Annotated in this window: 20 protein-coding genes; 17 read left to right on the top strand and 3 right to left on the bottom strand. The window is 49.0% G+C overall.

Going from position 1 to position 21,179, the window contains the following annotated elements; all coding sequences use genetic code 11:
• Positions 1 to 7: 7 nt before the first annotated feature.
• The 13 genes from L3D05_RS23705 to L3D05_RS23645 all read left to right on the top strand — a co-directional run bounded on the left by L3D05_RS23705 (position 8) and on the right by L3D05_RS23645 (position 12,598).
• Positions 8 to 931, top strand: coding sequence for an ABC transporter ATP-binding protein (locus L3D05_RS23705; protein ID WP_239618856.1), 924 nt, complete (start codon positions 8 to 10; stop codon positions 929 to 931).
• Positions 924 to 1,724: an ABC transporter permease gene (locus tag L3D05_RS23700; protein WP_239618855.1), complete on the top strand. Its 801-nt coding sequence runs from the start codon at positions 924 to 926 to the stop codon at positions 1,722 to 1,724. Before L3D05_RS23705 ends, L3D05_RS23700 begins: the two co-directional genes overlap by 8 nt.
• 197 nt (positions 1,725 to 1,921) lie before the next feature.
• Positions 1,922 to 2,593: a CpsD/CapB family tyrosine-protein kinase gene (locus L3D05_RS23695; protein WP_239618854.1), complete on the top strand. Its 672-nt coding sequence runs from the start codon at positions 1,922 to 1,924 to the stop codon at positions 2,591 to 2,593.
• A 54-nt stretch (positions 2,594 to 2,647) separates the two neighbouring features.
• A complete protein-coding gene (locus L3D05_RS23690) occupies positions 2,648 to 3,400 on the top strand; it encodes a YveK family protein (RefSeq protein WP_239618853.1) in 753 nt (250 codons plus the stop codon).
• Positions 3,401 to 3,423: 23 nt separating this feature from the next.
• The gene (gene galU, locus L3D05_RS23685) at positions 3,424 to 4,317 is read left to right on the top strand and encodes a UTP--glucose-1-phosphate uridylyltransferase GalU (protein ID WP_239618852.1); all 894 of its coding nucleotides are present in this window, start codon (positions 3,424 to 3,426) and stop codon (positions 4,315 to 4,317) included.
• A gap of 25 nt (positions 4,318 to 4,342) precedes the next feature.
• Positions 4,343 to 5,029 (top strand): sugar transferase, encoded by a 687-nt coding sequence (locus L3D05_RS23680; protein WP_239618851.1) that lies wholly within the window; start codon positions 4,343 to 4,345, stop codon positions 5,027 to 5,029.
• Positions 5,030 to 5,043: 14 nt separating this feature from the next.
• On the top strand, positions 5,044 to 5,997 hold the full coding sequence (locus L3D05_RS23675) for a GDP-L-fucose synthase family protein (RefSeq protein WP_239618850.1): 954 nt from the start codon (positions 5,044 to 5,046) through the stop codon (positions 5,995 to 5,997).
• A gap of 8 nt (positions 5,998 to 6,005) precedes the next feature.
• A complete protein-coding gene (gene gmd / locus L3D05_RS23670) occupies positions 6,006 to 7,043 on the top strand; it encodes a GDP-mannose 4,6-dehydratase (RefSeq protein ID WP_239618849.1) in 1,038 nt (345 codons plus the stop codon).
• Positions 7,040 to 8,182 carry a glycosyltransferase family 4 protein gene (locus L3D05_RS23665; protein ID WP_239618848.1) on the top strand — a complete coding sequence of 381 codons (1,143 nt, stop codon included), beginning with the start codon at positions 7,040 to 7,042 and terminating at the stop codon, positions 8,180 to 8,182. Before gmd ends, L3D05_RS23665 begins: the two co-directional genes overlap by 4 nt.
• Positions 8,175 to 9,350 (top strand): glycosyltransferase family 4 protein, encoded by a 1,176-nt coding sequence (locus tag L3D05_RS23660; RefSeq protein WP_239618847.1) that lies wholly within the window; start codon positions 8,175 to 8,177, stop codon positions 9,348 to 9,350. Before L3D05_RS23665 ends, L3D05_RS23660 begins: the two co-directional genes overlap by 8 nt.
• The gene (locus L3D05_RS23655) at positions 9,347 to 10,699 is read left to right on the top strand and encodes a sugar phosphate nucleotidyltransferase (protein ID WP_239618846.1); all 1,353 of its coding nucleotides are present in this window, start codon (positions 9,347 to 9,349) and stop codon (positions 10,697 to 10,699) included. The genes L3D05_RS23660 and L3D05_RS23655 overlap by 4 nt, the downstream gene beginning before the upstream one ends.
• Before the next feature lie 40 nt (positions 10,700 to 10,739).
• A complete protein-coding gene (locus L3D05_RS23650) occupies positions 10,740 to 12,020 on the top strand; it encodes a glycosyltransferase WbuB (protein ID WP_239618845.1) in 1,281 nt (426 codons plus the stop codon).
• Complete coding sequence (locus L3D05_RS23645) at positions 12,017 to 12,598, top strand: putative colanic acid biosynthesis acetyltransferase (RefSeq protein WP_239618844.1); 582 nt, start codon at positions 12,017 to 12,019, stop codon at positions 12,596 to 12,598. The genes L3D05_RS23650 and L3D05_RS23645 overlap by 4 nt, the downstream gene beginning before the upstream one ends.
• 45 nt (positions 12,599 to 12,643) lie before the next feature.
• On the opposite strand, the gene L3D05_RS23640 is transcribed toward L3D05_RS23645, so the two are convergent.
• The 3 genes from L3D05_RS23640 to L3D05_RS23630 are packed head-to-tail and all read right to left on the bottom strand — an operon-like array spanning position 12,644 to position 16,886.
• Entirely contained in the window at positions 12,644 to 13,951 is a 1,308-nt protein-coding gene (locus L3D05_RS23640) for a DUF4910 domain-containing protein (protein WP_239618843.1), read from the bottom strand.
• A gap of 23 nt (positions 13,952 to 13,974) precedes the next feature.
• On the bottom strand, positions 13,975 to 15,558 hold the full coding sequence (locus L3D05_RS23635) for a hypothetical protein (protein WP_239618842.1): 1,584 nt from the start codon (positions 15,556 to 15,558) through the stop codon (positions 13,975 to 13,977).
• Positions 15,555 to 16,886 (bottom strand): DUF4910 domain-containing protein, encoded by a 1,332-nt coding sequence (locus L3D05_RS23630; protein ID WP_239618841.1) that lies wholly within the window; start codon positions 16,884 to 16,886, stop codon positions 15,555 to 15,557. Before L3D05_RS23630 ends, L3D05_RS23635 begins: the two co-directional genes overlap by 4 nt.
• 157 nt (positions 16,887 to 17,043) lie before the next feature.
• On the opposite strand from L3D05_RS23630, the gene L3D05_RS23625 reads away from it, so the two are divergent.
• From L3D05_RS23625 to L3D05_RS23610, 4 genes are read left to right on the top strand one after another with little or no spacing between them, the layout of a single operon-like run.
• On the top strand, positions 17,044 to 17,850 hold the full coding sequence (locus tag L3D05_RS23625; RefSeq protein WP_239618840.1) for a cytidylyltransferase domain-containing protein: 807 nt from the start codon (positions 17,044 to 17,046) through the stop codon (positions 17,848 to 17,850).
• Positions 17,847 to 18,725: an aldo/keto reductase gene (locus L3D05_RS23620; RefSeq protein WP_239618839.1), complete on the top strand. Its 879-nt coding sequence runs from the start codon at positions 17,847 to 17,849 to the stop codon at positions 18,723 to 18,725. The genes L3D05_RS23625 and L3D05_RS23620 overlap by 4 nt, the downstream gene beginning before the upstream one ends.
• 14 nt (positions 18,726 to 18,739) lie before the next feature.
• Positions 18,740 to 20,029 carry an aminotransferase class III-fold pyridoxal phosphate-dependent enzyme gene (locus L3D05_RS23615; protein WP_239618838.1) on the top strand — a complete coding sequence of 430 codons (1,290 nt, stop codon included), beginning with the start codon at positions 18,740 to 18,742 and terminating at the stop codon, positions 20,027 to 20,029.
• Between the two features lie 46 nt (positions 20,030 to 20,075).
• Positions 20,076 to 21,176, top strand: a complete 1,101-nt coding sequence (locus tag L3D05_RS23610) for an SGNH/GDSL hydrolase family protein (RefSeq protein ID WP_239618837.1) — start codon at positions 20,076 to 20,078, stop codon at positions 21,174 to 21,176.
• Positions 21,177 to 21,179 lie beyond the last annotated feature (3 nt).

The following is a 21,179-nucleotide window of genomic DNA, read 5'->3' as shown; positions in this document are numbered from 1 at the left end:
TTAGCTCATGTCACATGCTCCCGTCGTTCGTTTGCAGAACGTGACCAAGGTCATTGGTAAACGAACGATTATCGACCGCGTGTCCTTTGAGGTGCACCCGGGAGAAGTATTCGGATTTCTTGGTCCTAACGGCTCAGGTAAGACGACAACGATAAGAATGATCGTCGGATTAATGGGAATGACTGCAGGAGATATTCATGTAGGCGACCATAGCGTCCGCACCGAATTTAGCGACGCGATCAATCAAGTCGGTGCAATCGTGGAAAATCCGGAGATGTACAAGTATTTGACCGGATACCAGAATCTGGTTCATTATGCTCGTATGAATTCGTCGATAACGAAGGAAAGAATTCAAGAGGTCATTAACCTAGTCGGTCTTCAGGGGCGTATTCATGACAAGGTTAAGAAATATTCACTAGGGATGCGGCAACGCTTGGGCGTCGCGCAAGCGATCATGCATAAGCCTAAGCTTCTCGTGCTCGATGAGCCGACGAATGGCTTGGACCCCGCGGGTATTCGCGAGTTAAGGGATTATTTGCGTAGATTGGCTCAAGATCAAGGCACGGCTGTACTCGTCTCGTCTCATTTATTGTCCGAGATGGAGCTCATGTGCGATCGTGTGGCTATCTTGCAGAAGGGCCAGATTATCGATGTCCGATCTATTAAAGGTCAGGCTGCAGACGGACAGGTTACGCAGGAGGAGGTCCATTTCGATGTGGATCATCCCGACGCGGCGCTTGGCATTCTGGAAGGCCAAGGGGCTGGGAAAATTGTTGATGGCATGTTGGTGTTATCGTCCGATCGGACGGGTATCGCTGCCATCAACCGCCGCTTAGTGGAAGCGGGAATAAATATCTACGGAATTCGTGTGAAGACGAAGTCGTTGGAAGACCAATTCCTCGAGATGACGGGGAGTGAAACGATTGGCTAATTTTATGAATCTCATACTGAACGAGAATATGAAAATTTACCGTAGAATCCGGACTTGGATTATGCTGGGGCTTATCGTAGTCATTCCGATACTCGTATCCCTTATCGTGTTATTGGCCGGTGGCGGGGACGACACTTCAAGTTGGGTCATGATGTCGTTGGAAAGCTACTTCCTGTTCATGCTAATCACGGTATTCACGGTAGTCGTTGCTTCGGATTCGGTAGCAGGCGAATTCTCCCAAGGTACCATTAAGTTACTGTTGATCCGCCCATGGAGCCGATCGACGATTCTATTATCCAAGTATATCGCGACCATTCTGTTCGGGATTGGGTTTACGATCGTCGCCTTTATCGTTACGCTGCTCGTGAACATGGCTTTGTTCAATTCTACGAGCACTACGGAACTATCTGATGGGTTATTATCTGGAATATCGGATTGGAATTACATCATCCAAGTCTACTTGTTGAAATTCGTTACTTTGATCCTCATCGTTACGTTCGGGTTTATGATGTCTTCCGCTTTCCGAAGCAGTGGGCTTGCGATCGGCTTGTCCCTTGCCCTCTTATTCGCGGGAAATCTCATCACAGGGCTATTCGCGTTAGCGAACAAGGCATGGGTCAAGTATGTGTTATTCATGCATTTGGATCTCAGCCCCTACATTGGCGGAGGGTCAGGGCCAATTCCGAATCATCCGACGACGTTAGGCTTCTCGCTCTCCGTCTTAGCTGTCTATTTCGTTATCTTTAATCTTGTGTCTTGGACGGTGTTCCGGAAACGGGATGTGGCGGCTTAACCCTATTTGTGACCGAACAAATCATTAGAATGAAATAGTAAGCGTTAACACTGAAGGACCTTGCGGCAACTGCTGCAGGGTTCTTTTGTTTTGAAACAAAATGTAGCAAAAAAGGAATTTTTTAAGCCAAAAAGTATTGACATGCTACAATTTGTATCTTATTGTTAGATTAATTCTGAATTGCAAGGAGGATTGTGATGCCGGAAAATCATCGCAAAATCATTACGTTCGAGAACCCCTATTCTCCCATCACCGAAGCTTATAAAACGCTGAGAACGAATATTCATTGGTCGTCGATTGACCGGCCGGTACAAACCATACTTGTCACCTCTACGGAGAAAAAAACCGGGAAATCGTTAACCGTCGTTAATATGGCTGTTTCATTTGCTCAACTTGGCAAGAAGGTCTTAATCGTGGATTGCGATCTGCGAAAACCTACTCAACACGAGTACTTTATGAAGTCGAACCGCAATGGGCTTTCGCATCTGCTCGCGGGCCATTATCAGTTGGAGCAATGCTTGTGCGATACCCACGTTGATAATTTAACCTTGCTGCCTTCCGGTACGATTCCTCCCAATCCGGCCGAGCTGCTGGAGTCGGACAGAATGGTAAAGCTGCTGGAGGAACTGAAGGCAAGCTTCGATGTTATCATACTCGATTCCCCTCCGGCTTTGATCGTGACCGATGCGCACATTCTGGCATCCAAATGCGATGGTGTCGTGTTCGTCGTCCGGTCGGGCAAGACGAAGAGGGAACTGGCGCAGAAAGCGATGGCTTATCTCAATTACGCGAACGCACGCATTCTGGGGGTTGTCTTGAACGATCAGAAAGGGATGAGGAGAGAGTATCGTTTCGGCTACGGAGGGTGAATCAATCGTCGCTAAGCCGCCAATCTGCATTCCAATCATTCAGGGAGGTTTCACATGGAACCCGAGATCAGGATTTACTTAAGGTTATTGCTGAAAAGGCTATGGTTAATCGGTGTGATGGCCATCGTATTTTGCGGACTGGCAGGAGCGTACCACTATTTGTATTCGGATCCCGTATACGAAGCCAATAGCAAAGTTATCGTGAACTCCTCGCGTCAATCGGACAACTCTAAGCTGGATATTAATGAAATGAACTCTGATCTTATGATCATTGATACTTATAAAGAAATCATCGCGACTCCCGCGATTATGGAGAAGGTCGTTACTAACCATTCCGAGCTTGGTTTGAATACTTACCAGCTTATCTCGAAGGTGAAAGTAACTTCTTCAAGCAAGTCGCAAATTATGAGTATCTCCATTCAACAATCCTCGCCGGAGAAAGCCGCGCTTATCGTGAATTCAATCGCCGAGGTGTTTAAGGAAGAAATACCTAAGATCATGAGCGTAGACAACGTGACCATTCTTAGCAGAGCGGATGCGGTCAATAGCTCAGTGCCCGTATCTACGGGGTTGATGACCAAACTCGTAATCGCGCTCGTTCTTTCCTGGGTAGTGTCCATTGGAGTCATACTGCTATGGGAATATTTCGACGATTCGATTAGGTCGGAGAAAGATGTCATGGCTATCTTGGATAAACCGGTGCTAACCACCATAGCGAGAATCAGGAAATCGGATTTGAAGAAGGGCGCCTACAAGTCGAAGAAAAGCAGGGTAAACGATGCGGTCCAAATCAGTATAAATAGATAGCAATGAAAGGATGAATTCGTTTTATGGAATTAAAAAAGGTAAAGAAGGCCATTATTCCAGCGGCAGGGTTAGGGACGCGGTTCTTGCCGGCGACGAAAGCGATGCCCAAGGAAATGCTCCCGATTATAGATAAGCCCACGATTCAATATATCGTCGAGGAGGCTGTCCAATCGGGGATTGAGGAAATCATCATCGTAACGGGCAAAGGGAAAAGGGCGATAGAGGACCATTTCGATAGCCACTTCGAGTTAGAGCATACTTTGTTCGAGAAGAACAAACTCAAGCTTCTGGAAGAAGTTCTAAGATCCTCGAATTTAGTGGATATCCACTATATTCGTCAGCGGGAGCCATTAGGGCTGGGGCATGCGGTATGGTGCGCTCGTAAGTTTATCGGGGATGAGCCGTTCGCCGTGTTGCTCGGAGACGATATCGTTGAAGCGGAAGTTCCTTGCTTGAGGCAGCTTATGAATCAGTTCGAGTTAACTCAAAAATCCATCATTGGCGTCCAACCCGTACCTATGGAAGAAACGCATCGCTATGGAATCGTCGTTCCCTATGAAACGAGCGGTAGGTTGACGGATATTGCCCAACTGGTAGAGAAACCCCCATTCGGAACGGTAGCCTCTAACCTGGCCGTGTTAGGAAGATACATATTAACTCCGGATATCTTCAATTTATTGGAGAAGCAGCAAGCGGGAGCGGGCGGGGAAATCCAGTTGACGGATGCGATCCAGCAATTGAACGAGATCAACCGGGTATATGCTTATCATTTCGAAGGGAAACGTTTCGACGTAGGCGACAAGCTGGGGTTTATTATTACGACTCTTGACTTCGCCCTTCGGAACGAGGAATTGAAATTTCCCCTGATCAACGTTCTAGAAGATATCGTAAGCAACCTTAAACTGCAAAAAATATAAAGAAGGTTCATAGGAGTGGTCACGGATGGTTCCCAGAGAAGCCGAATTAGAGATCGATCCCAATTCCTATTACGTCTATCCCAATACCTCGGCCCCCAGCATTCGAATGCGCCAAGACATTGTCAAACGGTTACTGGATATCGGCTTAGCGTTAATCGGTATTATTTTATTGATGCCGGTATATCTTGCCGTGGCACTGGCCATTAAGGTGGAGGATCCGAGAGGCAGCGTCTTTTTCTTTCAGCAACGGGTGGGTAAGAACGGGAAAATATTCCGAATGTACAAATTCCGTTCCATGGTTAGGAATGCGGATCACATCCTACATCATTTACTACACCTCAACGAGGTCAACGGGTCGATGTTCAAGATGAAGAACGACCCGCGGGTGACAAGGGTAGGCCGGTTTATCCGACGAACGAGCTTGGATGAGTTGCCGCAATTTCTTAATGTGCTGAAAGGTGAGATGAGCTTGGTGGGTCCGCGACCGCCGCTGCCGCGAGAAGTGGAAACCTACTCGGCCTACGACAGGCTGAGGCTTCAGGTTACGCCAGGGTGTACGGGATTGTGGCAAGTAAGCGGCCGTAACTCCGTCGATTTCGACGCTATGGTGGAGTTGGACCTGGAATACATCCGGAAGAGATCGATATGGTTAGATATCAAGTTGATGTTCAGAACGATCAGTGTCCTGTTTAGAGCCAAAGATGCCTATTGAGACGAGGGTAACCTATGAATCATAATTCTACAATTTACGTTGCGGGTCATAGAGGGATGGTCGGATCGGCGATCTTAAGGAAATTGAGGTCGGAGGGATATTCTAATCTCGTGTTCCGCACCAGCAGCGAGTTGGATTTGAGAGATGCCCATGCCGTAACCCATTATTTCGCGTCCCAATCCATCGAGTATGTATTCCTTGCTGCGGCGAAGGTTGGGGGAATAGTCGCTAATCGGGATTATCCCGCGGAGTTTATCCGGGAGAACCTTCTCATCCAGACTAACGTTATCGAAGCTGCATACAAATACGGCGTTAAAAAGCTTATTTTCCTAGGAAGCAGCTGCATCTATCCGAAATACGCCCCGCAGCCCCTTAAAGAGGAATATTTGTTGAGCGGATTGCTCGAGCCTACGAACGAGCCTTATGCCATCGCGAAGATCGCCGGTATTGTCACGTGCCAGTCCTATAACCGTCAATACGGGTCGAATTTCATTTCCGTCATGCCAACGAATCTCTACGGGCCTCATGACAATTTCGACCCCCAAACTTCTCATGTGTTGCCGGCCTTGATCAAGAAGATGCACGATGCCAAAGCTAGCGGTCAGGAACAGGTAGAGGTCTGGGGTACAGGTAAACCTTATCGCGAGTTTCTACATGTGGACGACTTGGCGGACGCATGTGTGCACCTCATGAAGCATTACGATGACAATGAAATCGTGAATATCGGCGTAGGAGAAGATCTAACGATCATGGAGTTAGCCAATCTTGTGAAGGAAGTGGTTGGTTATGAAGGCGAGCTGGTATTCAACGAAGGCATGCCGGATGGAACGCCAAGAAAAAGGTTAGACATTTCCAAGCTATCCGGCTTGGGGTGGCATGCCCGCATACCGCTTAAGTTAGGAATTGAAGCCACTTATCAATGGTATGTAGGTAGTCAACAAAATCTAGCCCTGGCTGGCGAATATTAGGAGGATATATGAAAAGAGCTCTCATTACAGGAATTACCGGACAAGACGGATCCTACCTAGCCGAGTTTTTGCTGGATAAGGGGTATCGCGTATACGGGTTACGGAGAAGGACTAGTACGCCAAACTACATAAATATCGAGCCCGTATTGGACAAAGTCGAGATTATCGACGGCGACTTGTCCGATCTAAGCTCATTAATCCGGGCGATGCAAATTTCCGATCCGGATGAAGTCTATAATCTGGGGGCGCAATCCTATGTGGAAACCTCTTGGCCGCAGCCTTTGCTGACCAGCGAGCTAACGGCTATCGGGGTAACCAATATGCTGGAGGCGGTTCGCCTGATTAAACCCTCGGCTCGCTTCTACCAAGCCTCTAGCAGCGAGATGTTCGGTAAAGTATTGGAAACCCCACAGAAGGAAACAACCCCATTTTACCCTAGGAGTCCTTATGGAGTCGCAAAGGTATACGGCCATTGGATGACCGTTAATTACCGCGAGAGCTTTAATCTATTCGCTTGCTCGGGAATTTTATTTAATCATGAATCTCCGCGGAGAGGGTTCGAATTCGTTACTCGCAAGGTCACGAATGCCGTTGCGCGGATTAAGCTCGGCATGCAAACCGAGCTCCGAATGGGGAATCTTGATGCCAGAAGGGATTGGGGATTTGCTGGCGATTACGTGGAAGCTATGTGGCTTATGCTGCAACAGGAGAAGGCCGACGATTACGTCATCGCTACCGGGGAGACGCATTCCGTCAGGGAACTGCTGGAGGTTGCATTCTCCTACGTGGGGTTAGATTACAGGGATTATGTCGTGAACGATGAAAGGTTTCACAGACCCGCCGAGGTCGACTTGCTTCTTGGCAACCCGGAGAAGGCGGTCAAGCAGCTAGGTTGGGAGCGTAAAATAGGCTTCGAGCAACTTATCCAGATGATGGTGGATTCGGATCTTCGGTTAAATCAAGCGCTCTCGGATAGCCACCTGAAGCAGCAGGATTATGATCTCCCGAATCCATTGGTCGCGGCAAGTTGGAGCGAAGTCGTATGATGAAGGTTTTGTTCATTACGAACATTCCCTCGCCTTACCGGGTAGAATTTTTCAATGAGTTGGGCAAAACATGTCAGTTAACCGTATGGTTTGAAGCGGAATCCGAATCTAATCGCCACTGGAAAGTGGAGAAGGGCGAGATGAATTTTTCGTACAAATTCCTTAAGGGGCTTACGTTAGGCGTAGATAAGCATGTCAACTGGTCGATTATTAAGGAACTGAGAGCGAGTCAGTTCGACGTTTATGTCCTAGGTTGCTACAGCTCTCCAACGGAAATGGCCGCGATTCAGTGGCTGAGATCCCGCCGGATTCCGTTCTTGCTGAACTCGGATGGAGGATTCGTAACGCAGGAAAGCGAGTGGAAGCACAAAATAAAGAAATATTTTATTTCGTCCGCGACGGGTTGGTTATCTTCGGGGCGTCATTGTACGGAATATTTGATTCATTACGGCGCGAATCCTGCATTCATATACGAGTATCCGTTTGCTTCCTTATCTTATAGCGATGCGGAAAGGGCGCCGATGCGGCCAGAGAAGCTAGAGGAATTCAAGCGACAAGAACGTTTGAAATCGAAGGTGGTTGTGTCCGTAGGCCAATTCATTGCACGCAAAGGGTTCTCGGAGCTTCTTGAGGCTTCAGCCCCTTTGGACGACGGCCAAACCTCATTGGTGATCATCGGGGGCGGTCCCTTAAAGGACGAATATAGGAAAATCATCCAAGAGTTACGACTCAAAAACGTTGTCATTAAAGACTACATGGACAGGGCGCAATTGATCGATTACTACCGGGTTGCCGATTTGTTCGTCTTGCCAACGCATCAAGACGTATGGGGACTAGTCATTAACGAAGCGATATCGTTCGGATTGCCGATCGTCACCACGACGGGAGCCGGGGCGGCGTACAGTTTAGTAGACCATGGCCGAAACGGATTCATCGTAGATACTCAGGACATAAACGGTTTCGTTCAGAAATGCCAATACCTATTGGAAAATGATGCGATCAGAGATGGATTCGGCATGGAAAGCCTGAAAATCTCCGATCGCTATACTATTAAACACATGGCTGCAAGACACATGGAACGGTTGGCTTCTTTTCTGGAACAGCCATCTGTAAGCGGGGATGCTGAAAGGATTGGATGATATTTTATTTTTCGATCTGTCGAACGACGGACATCATTACAATTACAACTCCTCCATCATGAAGCATGTCAAAACAGAGGGGGAATCCAATCGGGTATGCTATTACACCGAAACGAACAACCCGCATATCGTGCATGAACTCCAAGAGGCAGGTATTATTGTGAACAATATTACCCTCCCTCCGAGACAAGGAATCATGAGCATAAGGGCAAGAACGATAGTCTTATTCCACATGCTGAACTACGCTCGCAAAAACCGATACCGCAAAATTCATCTATTGTTCATGGATAACTGCATCATATCCCTCATCTTATTGTTTCCTCTCTTATTAAGGTTAGAGATTACTGGGACGCTGCATTGGTACCCGACCAGGAAGTGGAAAGAAAAAGCGTTCTATTGGTTGCTGAATACGGGAATGATCGACCGGATTGTCGTACATGGCCAATTAACCCAAGAGAAGGTTAGGCGTCGCCTGGCGCATGTAAGCAGCCGAAGGGTTGTCACCATCCATTTCCCCTCTTTCCATCATAGGGATGTCCAAGATTCCGAGATGGAGGAAATTAAACGGCTCAAGCAAAAACTGGCACCCTATAAAAGACCTTATTTCTTATGTTTTGGCGGACTTCGATACGACAAAGGGATAGATCTTCTCCTTGAAGCAGCTGCCCAATTGAGCGACGAAGAATTTACCGTCCTGGTTGCCGGATCCGAAGATTATTTCAATATAGAGGATATCGAACGTATCGCTCATGGAAGCGGAATAGCGAATAAGGTATTTCTTGACCTGAAGTACATTTCTCCCGAAGCAGCGAGTTACTATTTTCAAACGTGCGATTCCGTCGTGCTACCGTACCGAAGCATGTATTCGGCGCAGAGCGGGCCGCTTATAGAAGGAGCCGCGCGAAATAAACTGATCGTGGGTCCTAGTCATGGCGAGGTTGGTTTTACGATTCAGAACTATCGGCTCGGATTAACTTTCGAATCGGATCGGACGGATGATCTGGCGCGCAAGCTGCAAGCCGCGCTAGATCGGTTGAACGGCAACCACGAGCAACCTAATGAAGTGTCGAACGAGTATTCATCGATGCTTACGCAGGAGAAATTCGGAGCTCAATACCAGAGGTTCTTCGCCAATGATAAACACGATCGCGAGGAGGAAGTGGCATGAGAATCATTTTATTATCCGGAGGATCCGGTAAACGGCTATGGCCTTTATCCAACGATGCCCGGTCTAAACAATTTCTCAAAATATTGCGTAATCCCGCCGGACAAATGGAATCGATGCTTCAACGCGTATGGCGGCAGTTGAATAACGTGGGCCTAGCGAATAACACCATGTTCGCCACGAGCGCGAAACAGGTGGAAATGATAACTAGCCAGATCGGTTTGGACGCTCCGATCATCATCGAACCGGAACGACGAGACACCTTTCCGGCGATCGCTCTCTCGGCAACTTATCTGTACTCCGTTCTGGGTGCGAATCTGGAGGAGACGATTGTCGTGCTCCCGGTTGATACCTACGTGGAAGATCGGTTTTTCGAAAATCTGAAACAGCTGGATCGGATAGTGAATCACTCTTCTGCCAATCTAGCATTAGTTGGGGTGCAGCCGACGTATCCGTCGTCCAAATACGGGTATATCGTTCCGGATGCCTCCGTGGTTGCCGACGATTACCGGAAGGTGAAAAGTTTCCGCGAGAAGCCAGCCGAATCCGAAGCGGAGTCGCTTATCGAGATCGAGCAAGCGTTGTGGAACTGCGGCGTATTCGCCTTTAAGCTGGATTACTTAATTACCCGTTTATATGAACAAGGGGTCGCGTTGCAATACGAGGAGCTTGTTAAGCAGTACCACCAATTAAAGAAGACGAGTTTCGATTATGAGGTCGTAGAGAAATGTAACGAGATCGTGATGTTGAAATACGACGGTTATTGGAAGGATTTAGGCACTTGGAATACGTTGACAGAGGAAATGGCGGTTTCTCAGATCGGGAAAAGCGTCATGAGCGAGGACTCGAACAATACGCATATCATCAATGAGCTTCATATTCCGATTACCGTATTGGGATTGTCGGACGTCGTCGTGGCGGCAAGTCCAGATGGGATTCTTGTTTCCGATAAGGCGGCAAGCACTCGGCTGAAGGAATGGATTCTTTTCGAGCAAAGGCCTATGTATGAGGAGCATCAATGGGGAACTTCCAAAGTTCTGGAATATATAAGCGACGAAGATAAGGAATCGATGACGAGCCGGATATCGATGATCGCGGGAACGCAGAGAAGCATAGAGGTTCATTTTCAACGGACCGAGGTATGGAACATTCTTAGCGGGAAGGGCGAGCTGTACTTGGATGGGAAGACGATTCCCGTCGAAGCGGGTTCCGTCTGTCAAATTCCTCCCCGAGCCAAGCATGGGCTAAAAGCGATCACGAACTTGGAAATGATCGAAATTCAAATTGGAGGAAATCTCCTGCGAGATGATGTCGTGGAATTCTCGTATGCTTGGGGAGAAGCGGCGGTATAGTCGTCTGGACAGATAGGAGGAGTTGGAGGAGTTGGTTGAAATGGGCGAGTCGGGGCACACACCGCGTCGTAAGAAACTATTGTTGTATAGCATCAATTTCGTTCCGGAGCTTACGGGTATAGGAAAATATAACGGAGAGATGGTCCAGTGGCTGACAGAGCACGGATATGAGGTGAGAGTGGTGACAGCACCTCCCTATTATCCGCATTGGAAGGTGCAGGCTGGATATTCCTCTTACCGTTACTCGAAGGAATTGTGGAATGGAGCCAAAGTATGGCGCTGTCCGTTATGGGTTCCGAAATCGGGATCCGGGCTCAAGAGACTGCTGCACCTGTTCTCTTTTGCGCTTTCCAGTATTCCTTTATTCATCAAGCACATGCTCTGGAGACCGGATGTGTGTCTCATCGTTGAACCTCCCCTAGCTCTCTCGCCTATGGCCGTAATGATTGCCAAGCTTCTAAGAATAAAGACTTGGCTCCATGTCCAGGACTTTGAAGTGGATGCGGCTTTCGATCTGGGGTTATTGCCTAACCATAAAAGATTGAAAAAGTGGGTCATCGGATTGGAGAGCTGGTTAATGAGAAGGTTTGATACCGTCTCCTCCATTAGCGAGCCGATGACTCGACGGTTGCTGATGAAGGGAGTGCCGCCTGACCGGATTAAGCTCTTCCCTAACTGGGTCGACATTTCCGTCATTCATCCGTTGCCTGATGAAACGCGGAACAGGTTTAGAGAGACGATGGGCTATACCCGTGAAGATTTGGTGGTGCTCTATTCCGGCAATATGGGAGAGAAGCAAGGCTTGGATACCGTGCTGGACGCGGCGGAAAGGCTGCAATCGATGTCCCATGTCCGGTTTATGCTGTGCGGAGAAGGCGTGGCCAAATCCAAGCTCATGGAGAGGGCAAACCGTCAACGCTTATCGAACGTCAGATTCCTTCCTCTGCAGCCCGCGGAGAAGTTGAATGAACTGCTCAACATGGCCGATGTTCATCTTCTGATGCAGAAGCGCAATACTTCGGATCTCGTGATGCCTTCGAAGTTGACCGGCATGCTAGCAAGCGGCAGAGCCGTTATCGCAGCCGCGGAGGAGCAGACGGCAGTGCATTCGGTCATGCAGCAATCGCAGGCGGGGATTCTCATCCCTCCCGAGGATGCGATCAAGCTTGCGGAAGCTTTAATGTCTCTATCCGAGCGTTCGGACGACCGTAAGCGCCATGGCGACCGGGCAAGGGAGTATGCGGTCAGTTATCTCGGCTATGAATCGGTCATGAATGCTTTCCAACAAACTATGGTTGAATTAGGGGTAGGAATGCCATGAATAATCAAGTCAGGTTAGATATGTACAGCCAAGCCCATTATTCCAGAGGAAGAAGCGGGATCGTGGTGCTGCTGTGGTGGTTCGTGCAAGGGACGCTGTTTCGATGGTCTCTGCAGCCGATGTATAGCTGGCGAAATGGACTGTTAAAGCTGTTCGGAGCGGATATCGGCAAAGGAGCCAAGATTAGGCCATCGGCTAGGTTTACTTATCCATGGAAAGTAAAAGTAGGAGAACACGCTTGGATTGGGGATCATGCCGAATTATACAGCTTGGATACAATTACGATCGGTAAGCATTGCGTGATCTCGCAGAACAGCTACTTATGCACGGGTAGCCATCGGACGGACGATCCAGCTTTCTCGCTGGTGGTGAAACCGATCCGAATCGAGGATGGGGCATGGATCGCCAGCGATGTGTTCATTTATCCTGGCATCACGGTAGGTACAATGGCCGTCGTCGCGGCACGAAGCACGGTTTTGCATGATATATCCGGTAATGAAGTTCATGCCGGAACGCCGGCTAAATATATCAAGATGAGGTTTGATGACATGGAAGAGGGACTATCCCACAAGGTCTGAACAAGACCACGGGATAGTCCCTTTCTTGATTCGCGTGCCGATGAATTATCCCATCTGGGTAACCAAATCCAATCGCAAATGGTTTGGATTGCGGAGCAAGCCGTGTTGTTCCAGCAGAAGAGCGGATTCACGAAGATCTTTCCCCATTACGTTCAGCTTCTCGGCGATATCTATCAGATCATGGGACCCGTCGCTGAAAGCGATTAAGTTCGTAATGGCTAATATGCGATGTTTCTCGGCTTGCGTACGGGTTCCTCCCATATACGGATACAATCCGCGTTTGTCCAACTTGGGCTCGCCGTGAATATGGGTGCTTTCATAAGTTTCATTGGCTTCGAGCGTTTCAATCAGGTCGATGTACATTTGAACGGTTTCCTGCAGCACTTCTTCCGAAATAAGCTCACGGTTATCCAACGAAGTATGATATTCGGGGTATTCTCCGTACATCGTACGCATGAGGCTTCCTACCGGAAGCTGGAAGGCTTGACTGCAATATTGCCTTTCGTCGCTGCCGAAGGGGTTCCATTCCACGACTTGATAGGGTTTGCCGGATTGCTTAAGGACATGGATCGCCGCTTTGTCGGCAAGCGTATTGCCGCGTTTGCTCTTCTTATAAGTATAGCTCTTCCCGTGTCCCACGCATGTGATGACGTACCCCGCGGCTACCTTTCTTTTGAGATCTTCCCCATGTTGGCTTAAATATAACAAGGAGCCGATCGTTTCCGGTATGTACAGAAACCGATAGCTGAACTTAAGGTTTTCCTTCTGAAGCAAATATCGGTACACCATTGTTTGGACTAACGGGCCTGAAAGCTCGTTAATGGCCATCGAAGGATGGCAAACGTAAGTAGATAGTAAAATCTCCTTGTCGGAAGCGCCTTGAATATAGCCCTCCCCGAGAGTCATATGCCCTTCCTTCAACTCGGAGTCGATCATCACTTCGTACCAATCGTCCGTAAATTCATGAAGCCGGTTATGCTCTACGCAGAATCCCCAATTTTCTTTGTAGTAGGACATCATGTACGGGATCGCATCGGGGAGTTCCGGCTTCGTGTGCAAATGGGCCATAAGCTCCTCCCGGCTCACGTAACCCCGGAAGGGCACGCTGTATCCCATTAGATGTAAATTGTTGTTCGCGAAATCGATAAGCGTACGTCCCTGGCCGTCTTTGACGTAAGCGGCTCTAGCGTTCCATTCTTTAGGAATCGTCCAGTCGAAGCATTCCATCCCGGATGGATACTCGTGCTGGGTGATAGGAACGACTTCTCCTAAAATGCTGAGCGACTGCCTTACGCCATCGCCCGTAATACTCCGATTAATAGGGAACAACCGATCGAATAAATCCATTAGCATGTGATAATTCTCCTCTGTCGAAATTAGAAATCGTGGTCTCCGCCGACGAGGCCGGAGCTTCCTTCGCTGAAGTAATAGGTTTTGATATGCGGGTTATCCGAGACGCATGTATACCAGCCTATTCGATTGCCGAAGAAATGCTGTAGCTCGGCATTCTCGCTTAGGCGTAAGCAGTAGCTTCCGTTAGGAGATAGGGTCAATTGCCGAGTGAGCGTTGCGGAATCTTGTTCGCGATAGAACGTTAACTGAACGGATGCCGTTCGAGTGTAAGGGTTCATCGGACTGCTATTCATGATCCATACGGTGGCATCCTCTTGATCGCTTACGACCGGAGCCCAGTGGAAGCTCCTTTTCTTATGCTCGAGCGAAGGGTTGAATACGTCCATGCCTTTGCAAATATTGCAGGGAAGCGCATCCGCGTTCAAACCGTAATCCAAACCGACTTTTAATCGCGTTGGCAGCCGGCTATTACCGAGGGGGCGAGCGATGAGATTCGCGCTCATGGCAAGCTCGCTTTCGACGCCGAGTTCTAGGGATAGGGTTTGGAGATCGACGGTTTGTAATCGGCTATCCGTTGGAGAGAGGATTTGTACTTGGCTCTTGAATCCAAGAAGAGTTCCTTCGGAGTCGTATAGCTCGATATCGACCGCTAGTTCGCAAGGGGAATAGATCGGGTAGAAATTCACATGCGTATAGCGTTGTGCCATTAGGGTAACCGGTATAAGCATGCTGGCGGAATGCCATCCCTCCTGCGGTTCATGCCAATAGTCGTCTTTACTCATCCTGGTGGAGCAGTCGTAATAGGTGTGCGTAACGCTTAACGCTTCTGTGGAACGCTGAACGTTACCGGCTATGATTCGAGGGAATACCCAATCGACGTCAAAGCTAATTCGGGCTGTTCCCGGATGGCCACCTAGAAAGCTTTGAAGATCCGCATGTCGATCGGGATAAATAACCTTCGTTTCGTAAGGAGCCAACAAAGGAACGTCTATATGCAAGTCCATCGTACTTCTCTTGCTGTTGAATATTTTCAAGGTCACTTTGCCGTTTCTTACCGGTTCGAATCCGTTGATGAAAGAGAAAAAAGGTTCCCTGTCGCCGTCGGCGTAGATGTTGAAACCTGCTTCCGAGACAAGGTTTTCCTGGTTGGTACGGCGATCCTCATCATCGTTATAGATACGTTGAGCCGTATGCACGACGCTGCCGTATCCGGGACCGTAATAATTGACGACCAACGCGGGATAGGAGAACACGAGATCACGGGAAGAGAAAAATTCGAGCTCCATGCTGCCGGTAAATCCGATTGGGTTCTCATAGGCTATAGCGGTCAACAGATCGATAAGCTCGATCCTATAGGCTTTGGCTTCTGTTATTAGTTCCGCCGTTCGGTAGATCATCGTGCCTTCTTTTGATCGCAAAGTGACGACGGATTGGATTTCCGGCAGGTTGCGTTTAACCATCCAGTATCCAAGGAAGCAGATTCGGGTGGTCATTCCGGCCGTGTGGAAAACGGGAAAGATCGCGGAAGAACGGTGAGTCGGCTTGTGCATGATCGACGCCTCGACTGGACCGGAAGTATGCAGCAAGTGGTGATGGTAGCTTCTCATTTCATCGCCTCCGCATAAAGAACATGCGAAGGGGAAGAGGTTGCTGCTTTCTGCGCCGTACCATACGCGAGTGCGACGAGCCCGTGTTTGCTAAGTTCATTAACGAAGTTCCGCACGAAGAGAAAATCTACTCCGATCATCTCCGCGATGTCCAGGCAGCTTCTTTCCCCGTTCATGAGAATCTGGATTTCTTGCAGCGCGGTATACCCTCTTTGGTCAAGCTTCGGATCGATATAGAGATTGTATTCCGTTAAATACAAAGGGCCTTCGAATAGGCGGGTCGGAATGGCATCGGTTTCGAAGGTTTCGATTACATCTTTCAACATATCGAGAGACTCCTCCAATTTATCGAAATCGCAGTGATCAAGATTATCCCAATCGGTGTGGTAATACGTATACGGATGCCGGCTAAGGCAAACGGTCGGAATTTCAAACCCCGGTCCGTCATAGAACATCTCGTCGTTTCCGTACAAGCTACGATAAGGAGCATCAATCCGATCGGTATCGTAATGGGCCAGAACGCTACGGGTAATTCTGTCCGCATAGCTATTTCCATGGAAGGAGCGGGAGAAGCTTAGCGGCAAACCATTGGCCATCATATCCAAATAAAATCCGTACCGGAGGTGCTGGATGTCTTTGCCGTGTTCCAATACCGCCGCGGCAGCGTAATATTCGGGTCCGAGGATTAAGCGGTACGTATAATGCCGCTCGGGCAACGACTCCAAATATTGAAATAACTCGACCAGAACGGCGATACAGGCCGCGCCATCGTTCACTTGGCCCGGGTGGCACGTGTGGGCGGCGAAAAATACGGTCTCGGTCGATTGTCCCGGCAATGTCCAGTCGATAACTTCCATCGTTCCTGGTTCGAACGCGGTGTCGATATGTACCCGATAGCTTTGTTCGTCCAGGTTCTCGACTACCGTTCTAGGTACGCTGAAGCCCCATTGCGTATGCTTCTTGTGATATTGCCAGCGATTCATGTAAACGAGCCTATCCTCGAGCACGGGATGGGAGGTGACATGTTTAAGCAGCTCTTCTTTGGCGATTATTCCGCTGAAGGGGATCGAATAGGAGTTCAAGTAGAGAGGGTGCCAGGCGAAATCGGCGATTCGCTCCCCGTCTAGAGTTTCAATGTAGGCTTCGTGTACGACCCATTTGTCGGGAATCGTCCAAGTTAAGCATTTCGTTCCCGATGGCAGGGAGAGCGGCTCAACCTTTAAATACTCCGCAAGGCTACGGGCGTACAACGAAGTATCGTCTCCTACGGCAACGCGATTGAGCATGTAGTAGGGTTCAATGAGTTGTTTCATTCTTTGACGACTCATTTGGGAAAGCTCCATTTCAATCATGACCTCCTGCAAAAATATACATTTTGTAATATTAGTGTTACGTATTGTATCTAACATAATTTTACTTTATACTACATCTCAAAGTCAGTCAACCACGTTTTTGGTAGTCGATTCTAAGATTTGGGGTGGAGAAATGAAGGTCGTCGCCATCGTTCAGGCGCGCATGGGATCGTCCCGATTACCAGGCAAAATATTGCGATCGTTAGATGGAGTTACAGTGTTGGAGCTCATTCATAAGCGGCTGTCCCAATGCCGCTCGCTGCACGAGATTGTAGTGGCTACAAGTTGTTCGGAGAAAGACGATGCCGTAGAGGAAGAGATGAAACGATTGAACATCCCGGTATACCGGGGAGACGAGAATGATGTCCTTGATCGGTACTACCGGGTTGCCTCAATTACGCAAGCGGAAGCCATCGTGAGGATTACCGGCGATTGCCCGTTAATCGACCCGGGGATTGTCGATGCCGTCGTCGGGAAATACATCGATCGGCAACCGTCGCTGGATTACGTTTCGAATATACATCCTCCTACATTTCCGGACGGTCTGGACGTAGAAGTGTTCTCGTTCGAGGCATTGGAACGGGCATGGAAAGAAACGAGCAACCGGTTTGATAGGGAACATGTGACTCCGTTCATACACGGGCACCCGGAATGGTTCCCGAGCGCTAATCTGTCGGCTCCCCAAGACTACTCCGGTTTGAGATGGACGCTCGATGAACAGAAGGATTACGAGTTTCTGCTCGCGCTATCGGCTAAAGCCGCAGATTTAGGAATTCCAACAATAAGTGCTACATGGGAAGCATGGTTAAACATCGTGGAGCAATATCCTTGGCTGGCAGAGATCAATAGCCTCTATCAACGAAACGAAGGTTCAAACAGTTCTTCCCAAGAGCTAGGCGGGGTTGCGATGACGGAAGCCAAGGGAGCGGAAACGGGATGAAGCTAGGGCTAGGTACCGTACAATTCGGCATGAATTACGGCGTATCGAACACCGGGGGACAAACTTCGCTTGATGAAGCGAAGGAAATATTGGGGCTGGCGGAGGAAAGCGGAGTAACCGCTATCGATACGGCGGCGATGTACGGGGAAAGCGAGCAGGTACTCGGCCGGCTATTGTCTAAGCGCCATACATTCCGAATAACGACTAAGCTTCCCGGATTATCGCCGAATAGAACGTCGTTCGATGCGAATGAAGTCGTAAGGCTTCTGATGGAGTCGCTCAACAGGCTAGGGCAACAAAACGTGTACGGCCTGCTCTTGCATCGGGCGGATGAACTGCTCTCTCCTTATGGCGATGAAATCATGAGAGGGCTGCAGAAGTGCAAAAGGATGGGCCTTGCGATGAAGGTTGGCATATCCGCCTACGCGGAAGACCCGCTAGACGAGCTCATCAGCCGTTACCCGATCGATCTCATTCAAGTGCCGGTTAATCTGTTCGACCAACGTCTCGTCCGGAACGGATTTCTGAGCCGATGCCGGTCGCTGGGCATGGAAATACAAGCCCGATCGGTATTCCTTCAGGGGCTGCTCTGTATGGAGCCGAACGCTATACCCGCTTATTTCCAGCCTCATGTCGGAAAGCTCTTAAGCTTCCAACAATATATTACCGAGCAAGGAATTAATCCTATTGAAGCGGCTCTCGCCTTCGTGGACGGCCTTCCGGAAATCGATGCTTTCGTGTGCGGGGTAAATCGTTCGGAGCAGTTGCGGCAACTGATCGCTTGTGCGGCCAATCGTTCTAAGGGGCTCGACTTCTCGCAGTTCGCTTCCACGGATTCCACGCTCTTAAATCCATCCTTATGGAAAATTAGCTGAGAAAGGTGATTCTAATGTCTATTCGATATGCGCAATCCGAGGTTCTCTTAAGCAGGGCGTTAACGACGATCCCGCTTGGGAGCCAGACTTTCAGTAAGAGCAAAACCCAATATCCGCTAGAAGTATCCCCGTATTTTATTGAAAAAGGCTTGGGCAGTCATGTATGGGATGCCGACGGTCATGAGTATATCGATTTCGTGAATAGCTTGGGAGCGATCAGCTTGGGTTATCAAGACCCGGATGTCGATCACGCCGTTAGAAGCCAGATGAGTAACGGAGTTTCCTTCAGCTTGCCCCACAAGCTGGAAATACTGGTCTCGGAAAAGTTGGTGGAGCTTATCCCGTGCGCAGAGATGGTGCGTTTCGGCAAAAACGGTTCGGATGCCACCGCGGGAGCGATTCGTTTGGCGAGGGCTTATACGGGAAGAGAGCATGTTGCGACATGCGGTTATCATGGCTGGCAGGATTGGTATATCGGATCGACGGCGCGGCATCTGGGCGTTCCCGAGGCCGTGCGTCAGCTTACGCATTCCTTCGCCTACAATCGGCTTGACCAGTTGGAACAGCTATTTGCCGAATATCCCGGTCAAATCGCCGCGGTTATTCTGGAGCCGATGAATATGACGCTCCCCGTTCCCGGATTCCTTGAAGGCATTCGGCGGCTGTGCGACGAGAAGGGCTCGGTGCTTATTTTCGACGAGACGATCACGGGATTCCGGTATCACCTCGGAGGAGCGCAGAGCAGCTTCGGCGTTACTCCGGATGTCGCGACTTTTGGTAAAGGGATGGCTAACGGTTACCCGATTTCCGCCATCGTCGGCAGGAAGGAGATCATGAAAGTGATGGAGGATATTTTCTTCTCGTTCACTTTCGGGGGAGAAACGCTCTCCCTGGCAGCCGCGCTGGCGACCATGAATAAAATGGAATCTCAACCCGTCATTCCAACGCTCCATGCCCAAGGGAGCAAAGTCATGGATGGACTCCGCGGGCTAATAGGGGCGCATGGGCTGGATAACGTGTTGTCCGTCGCGGGCAGTCCGCCGTGGTCGTTCTTAACGATCCACGACACGCCGGATTATAGCTCGTGGGTAATTAAAACGTTCTACATGCAGGAAATGCTTGCTCGCGGCATATTAACCGTCGGTTCGCACAATATGAGCTTTACCCATTCCGACCAGGATATTTCCAGGTTGCTCGGAGCCTATGACGATGTGCTGCGGGAAATGAGAGCCGCTATGGAAGATCGGCAGCTGGAACGGAGACTTAAGTGTCAGCCGTTAGAACCTCTGTTCAAGCTGAGATAGAAGGAATGATAAACATATTATCATCGCTTAACGGAGGTCATGATGTATGAACAAAGCTCTTATTAACTTTTGCGCTATGTTCGTTCTTATCATGATGTTCGTGTTCGCTTATTACTATGATCGTCAAAATTTGAAGCCGTACGTGGCGCACGCAAATCAAGAGAATTCCCCAAACGACAGGAACCTGTACGAGAAGTTGCTTCTGGGCAAGAACATCCGGTACCTTGTCTTAGGTGACAGCATCGGGCAGAGCGATGGCGCAGGCAGCGATCAAGGGAAATGGTTTAACGGACTTGATAAGCAGCTCCGTGATGCGTATAAGGGTGTAGCCTTCCATGATATTGTAGCGACCGGAGGTGCCGTCACTTTCGGGGGTTGGATTGATTACCTTACGCATTTGAAACATCCAGATGGCTATGACATGGTCATTCTGTGTTTCGGACAGAACGATCAAGGGGATTCTCTTGAAAGATTTCAAGAGAGCTATGAAGCATTAGTGCGACAGATTATGCATGATTATCCGCTAGCTGAAATCGTTACACTGATCGAAAACAGCCTATCCAGCGAAGCTTTCGCCGTTACGATTAAGTCGGTATCTACACACTATGATCTACTAAACGTAGATCTGCGCAAAGCCTTCAAGGAGTCGGGCAAGCTCTACAGTACATTAACCGATGATGGCGTACATCCGAATACCGAAGGCTACGATTATTACACGAAAAGCATTTATAAGACTATTGCTTCTAAGTATTCTAGCCAGCCGGCGACCCGGAATCCGTTTCCGATAACGCGCTTGTATGACGGGTCTAAGTTATTCGAATCGGGTAGGAGATTAACGAACTGGGAGAACGCAGAAGGATTCAAGATCACATCCAAAGGCGTTTTAGGAACGGCGGGATCCTCAATCGAACAAACCTTTACGGGTAGCTTGATCGGCATTGAGAAGTGGGCGGACGTGACAGGTGGCAAATATCGCGTATTCATTGACGGGAAACTAATCAATGAATTCAATAATCGTGCGCCTTTCAGAGTGAATTGGGAGAATCTGATCTCTGACGATCTAGATAAAGGAACGCATAAAATACGGATTGAAGTCCCGTCAAACGAGGCGGGAACGATACAAATAGCAAGCATTATCACGAACTGATTT

Source organism: Cohnella mopanensis, assembly GCF_022352055.1.
Lineage (GTDB): Bacteria > Bacillota > Bacilli > Paenibacillales > Paenibacillaceae > Cohnella > Cohnella mopanensis.
The sequence above is the reverse complement of the archived record's forward strand: the minus strand, read 5'-3'. Positions and strand labels throughout refer to the sequence as shown.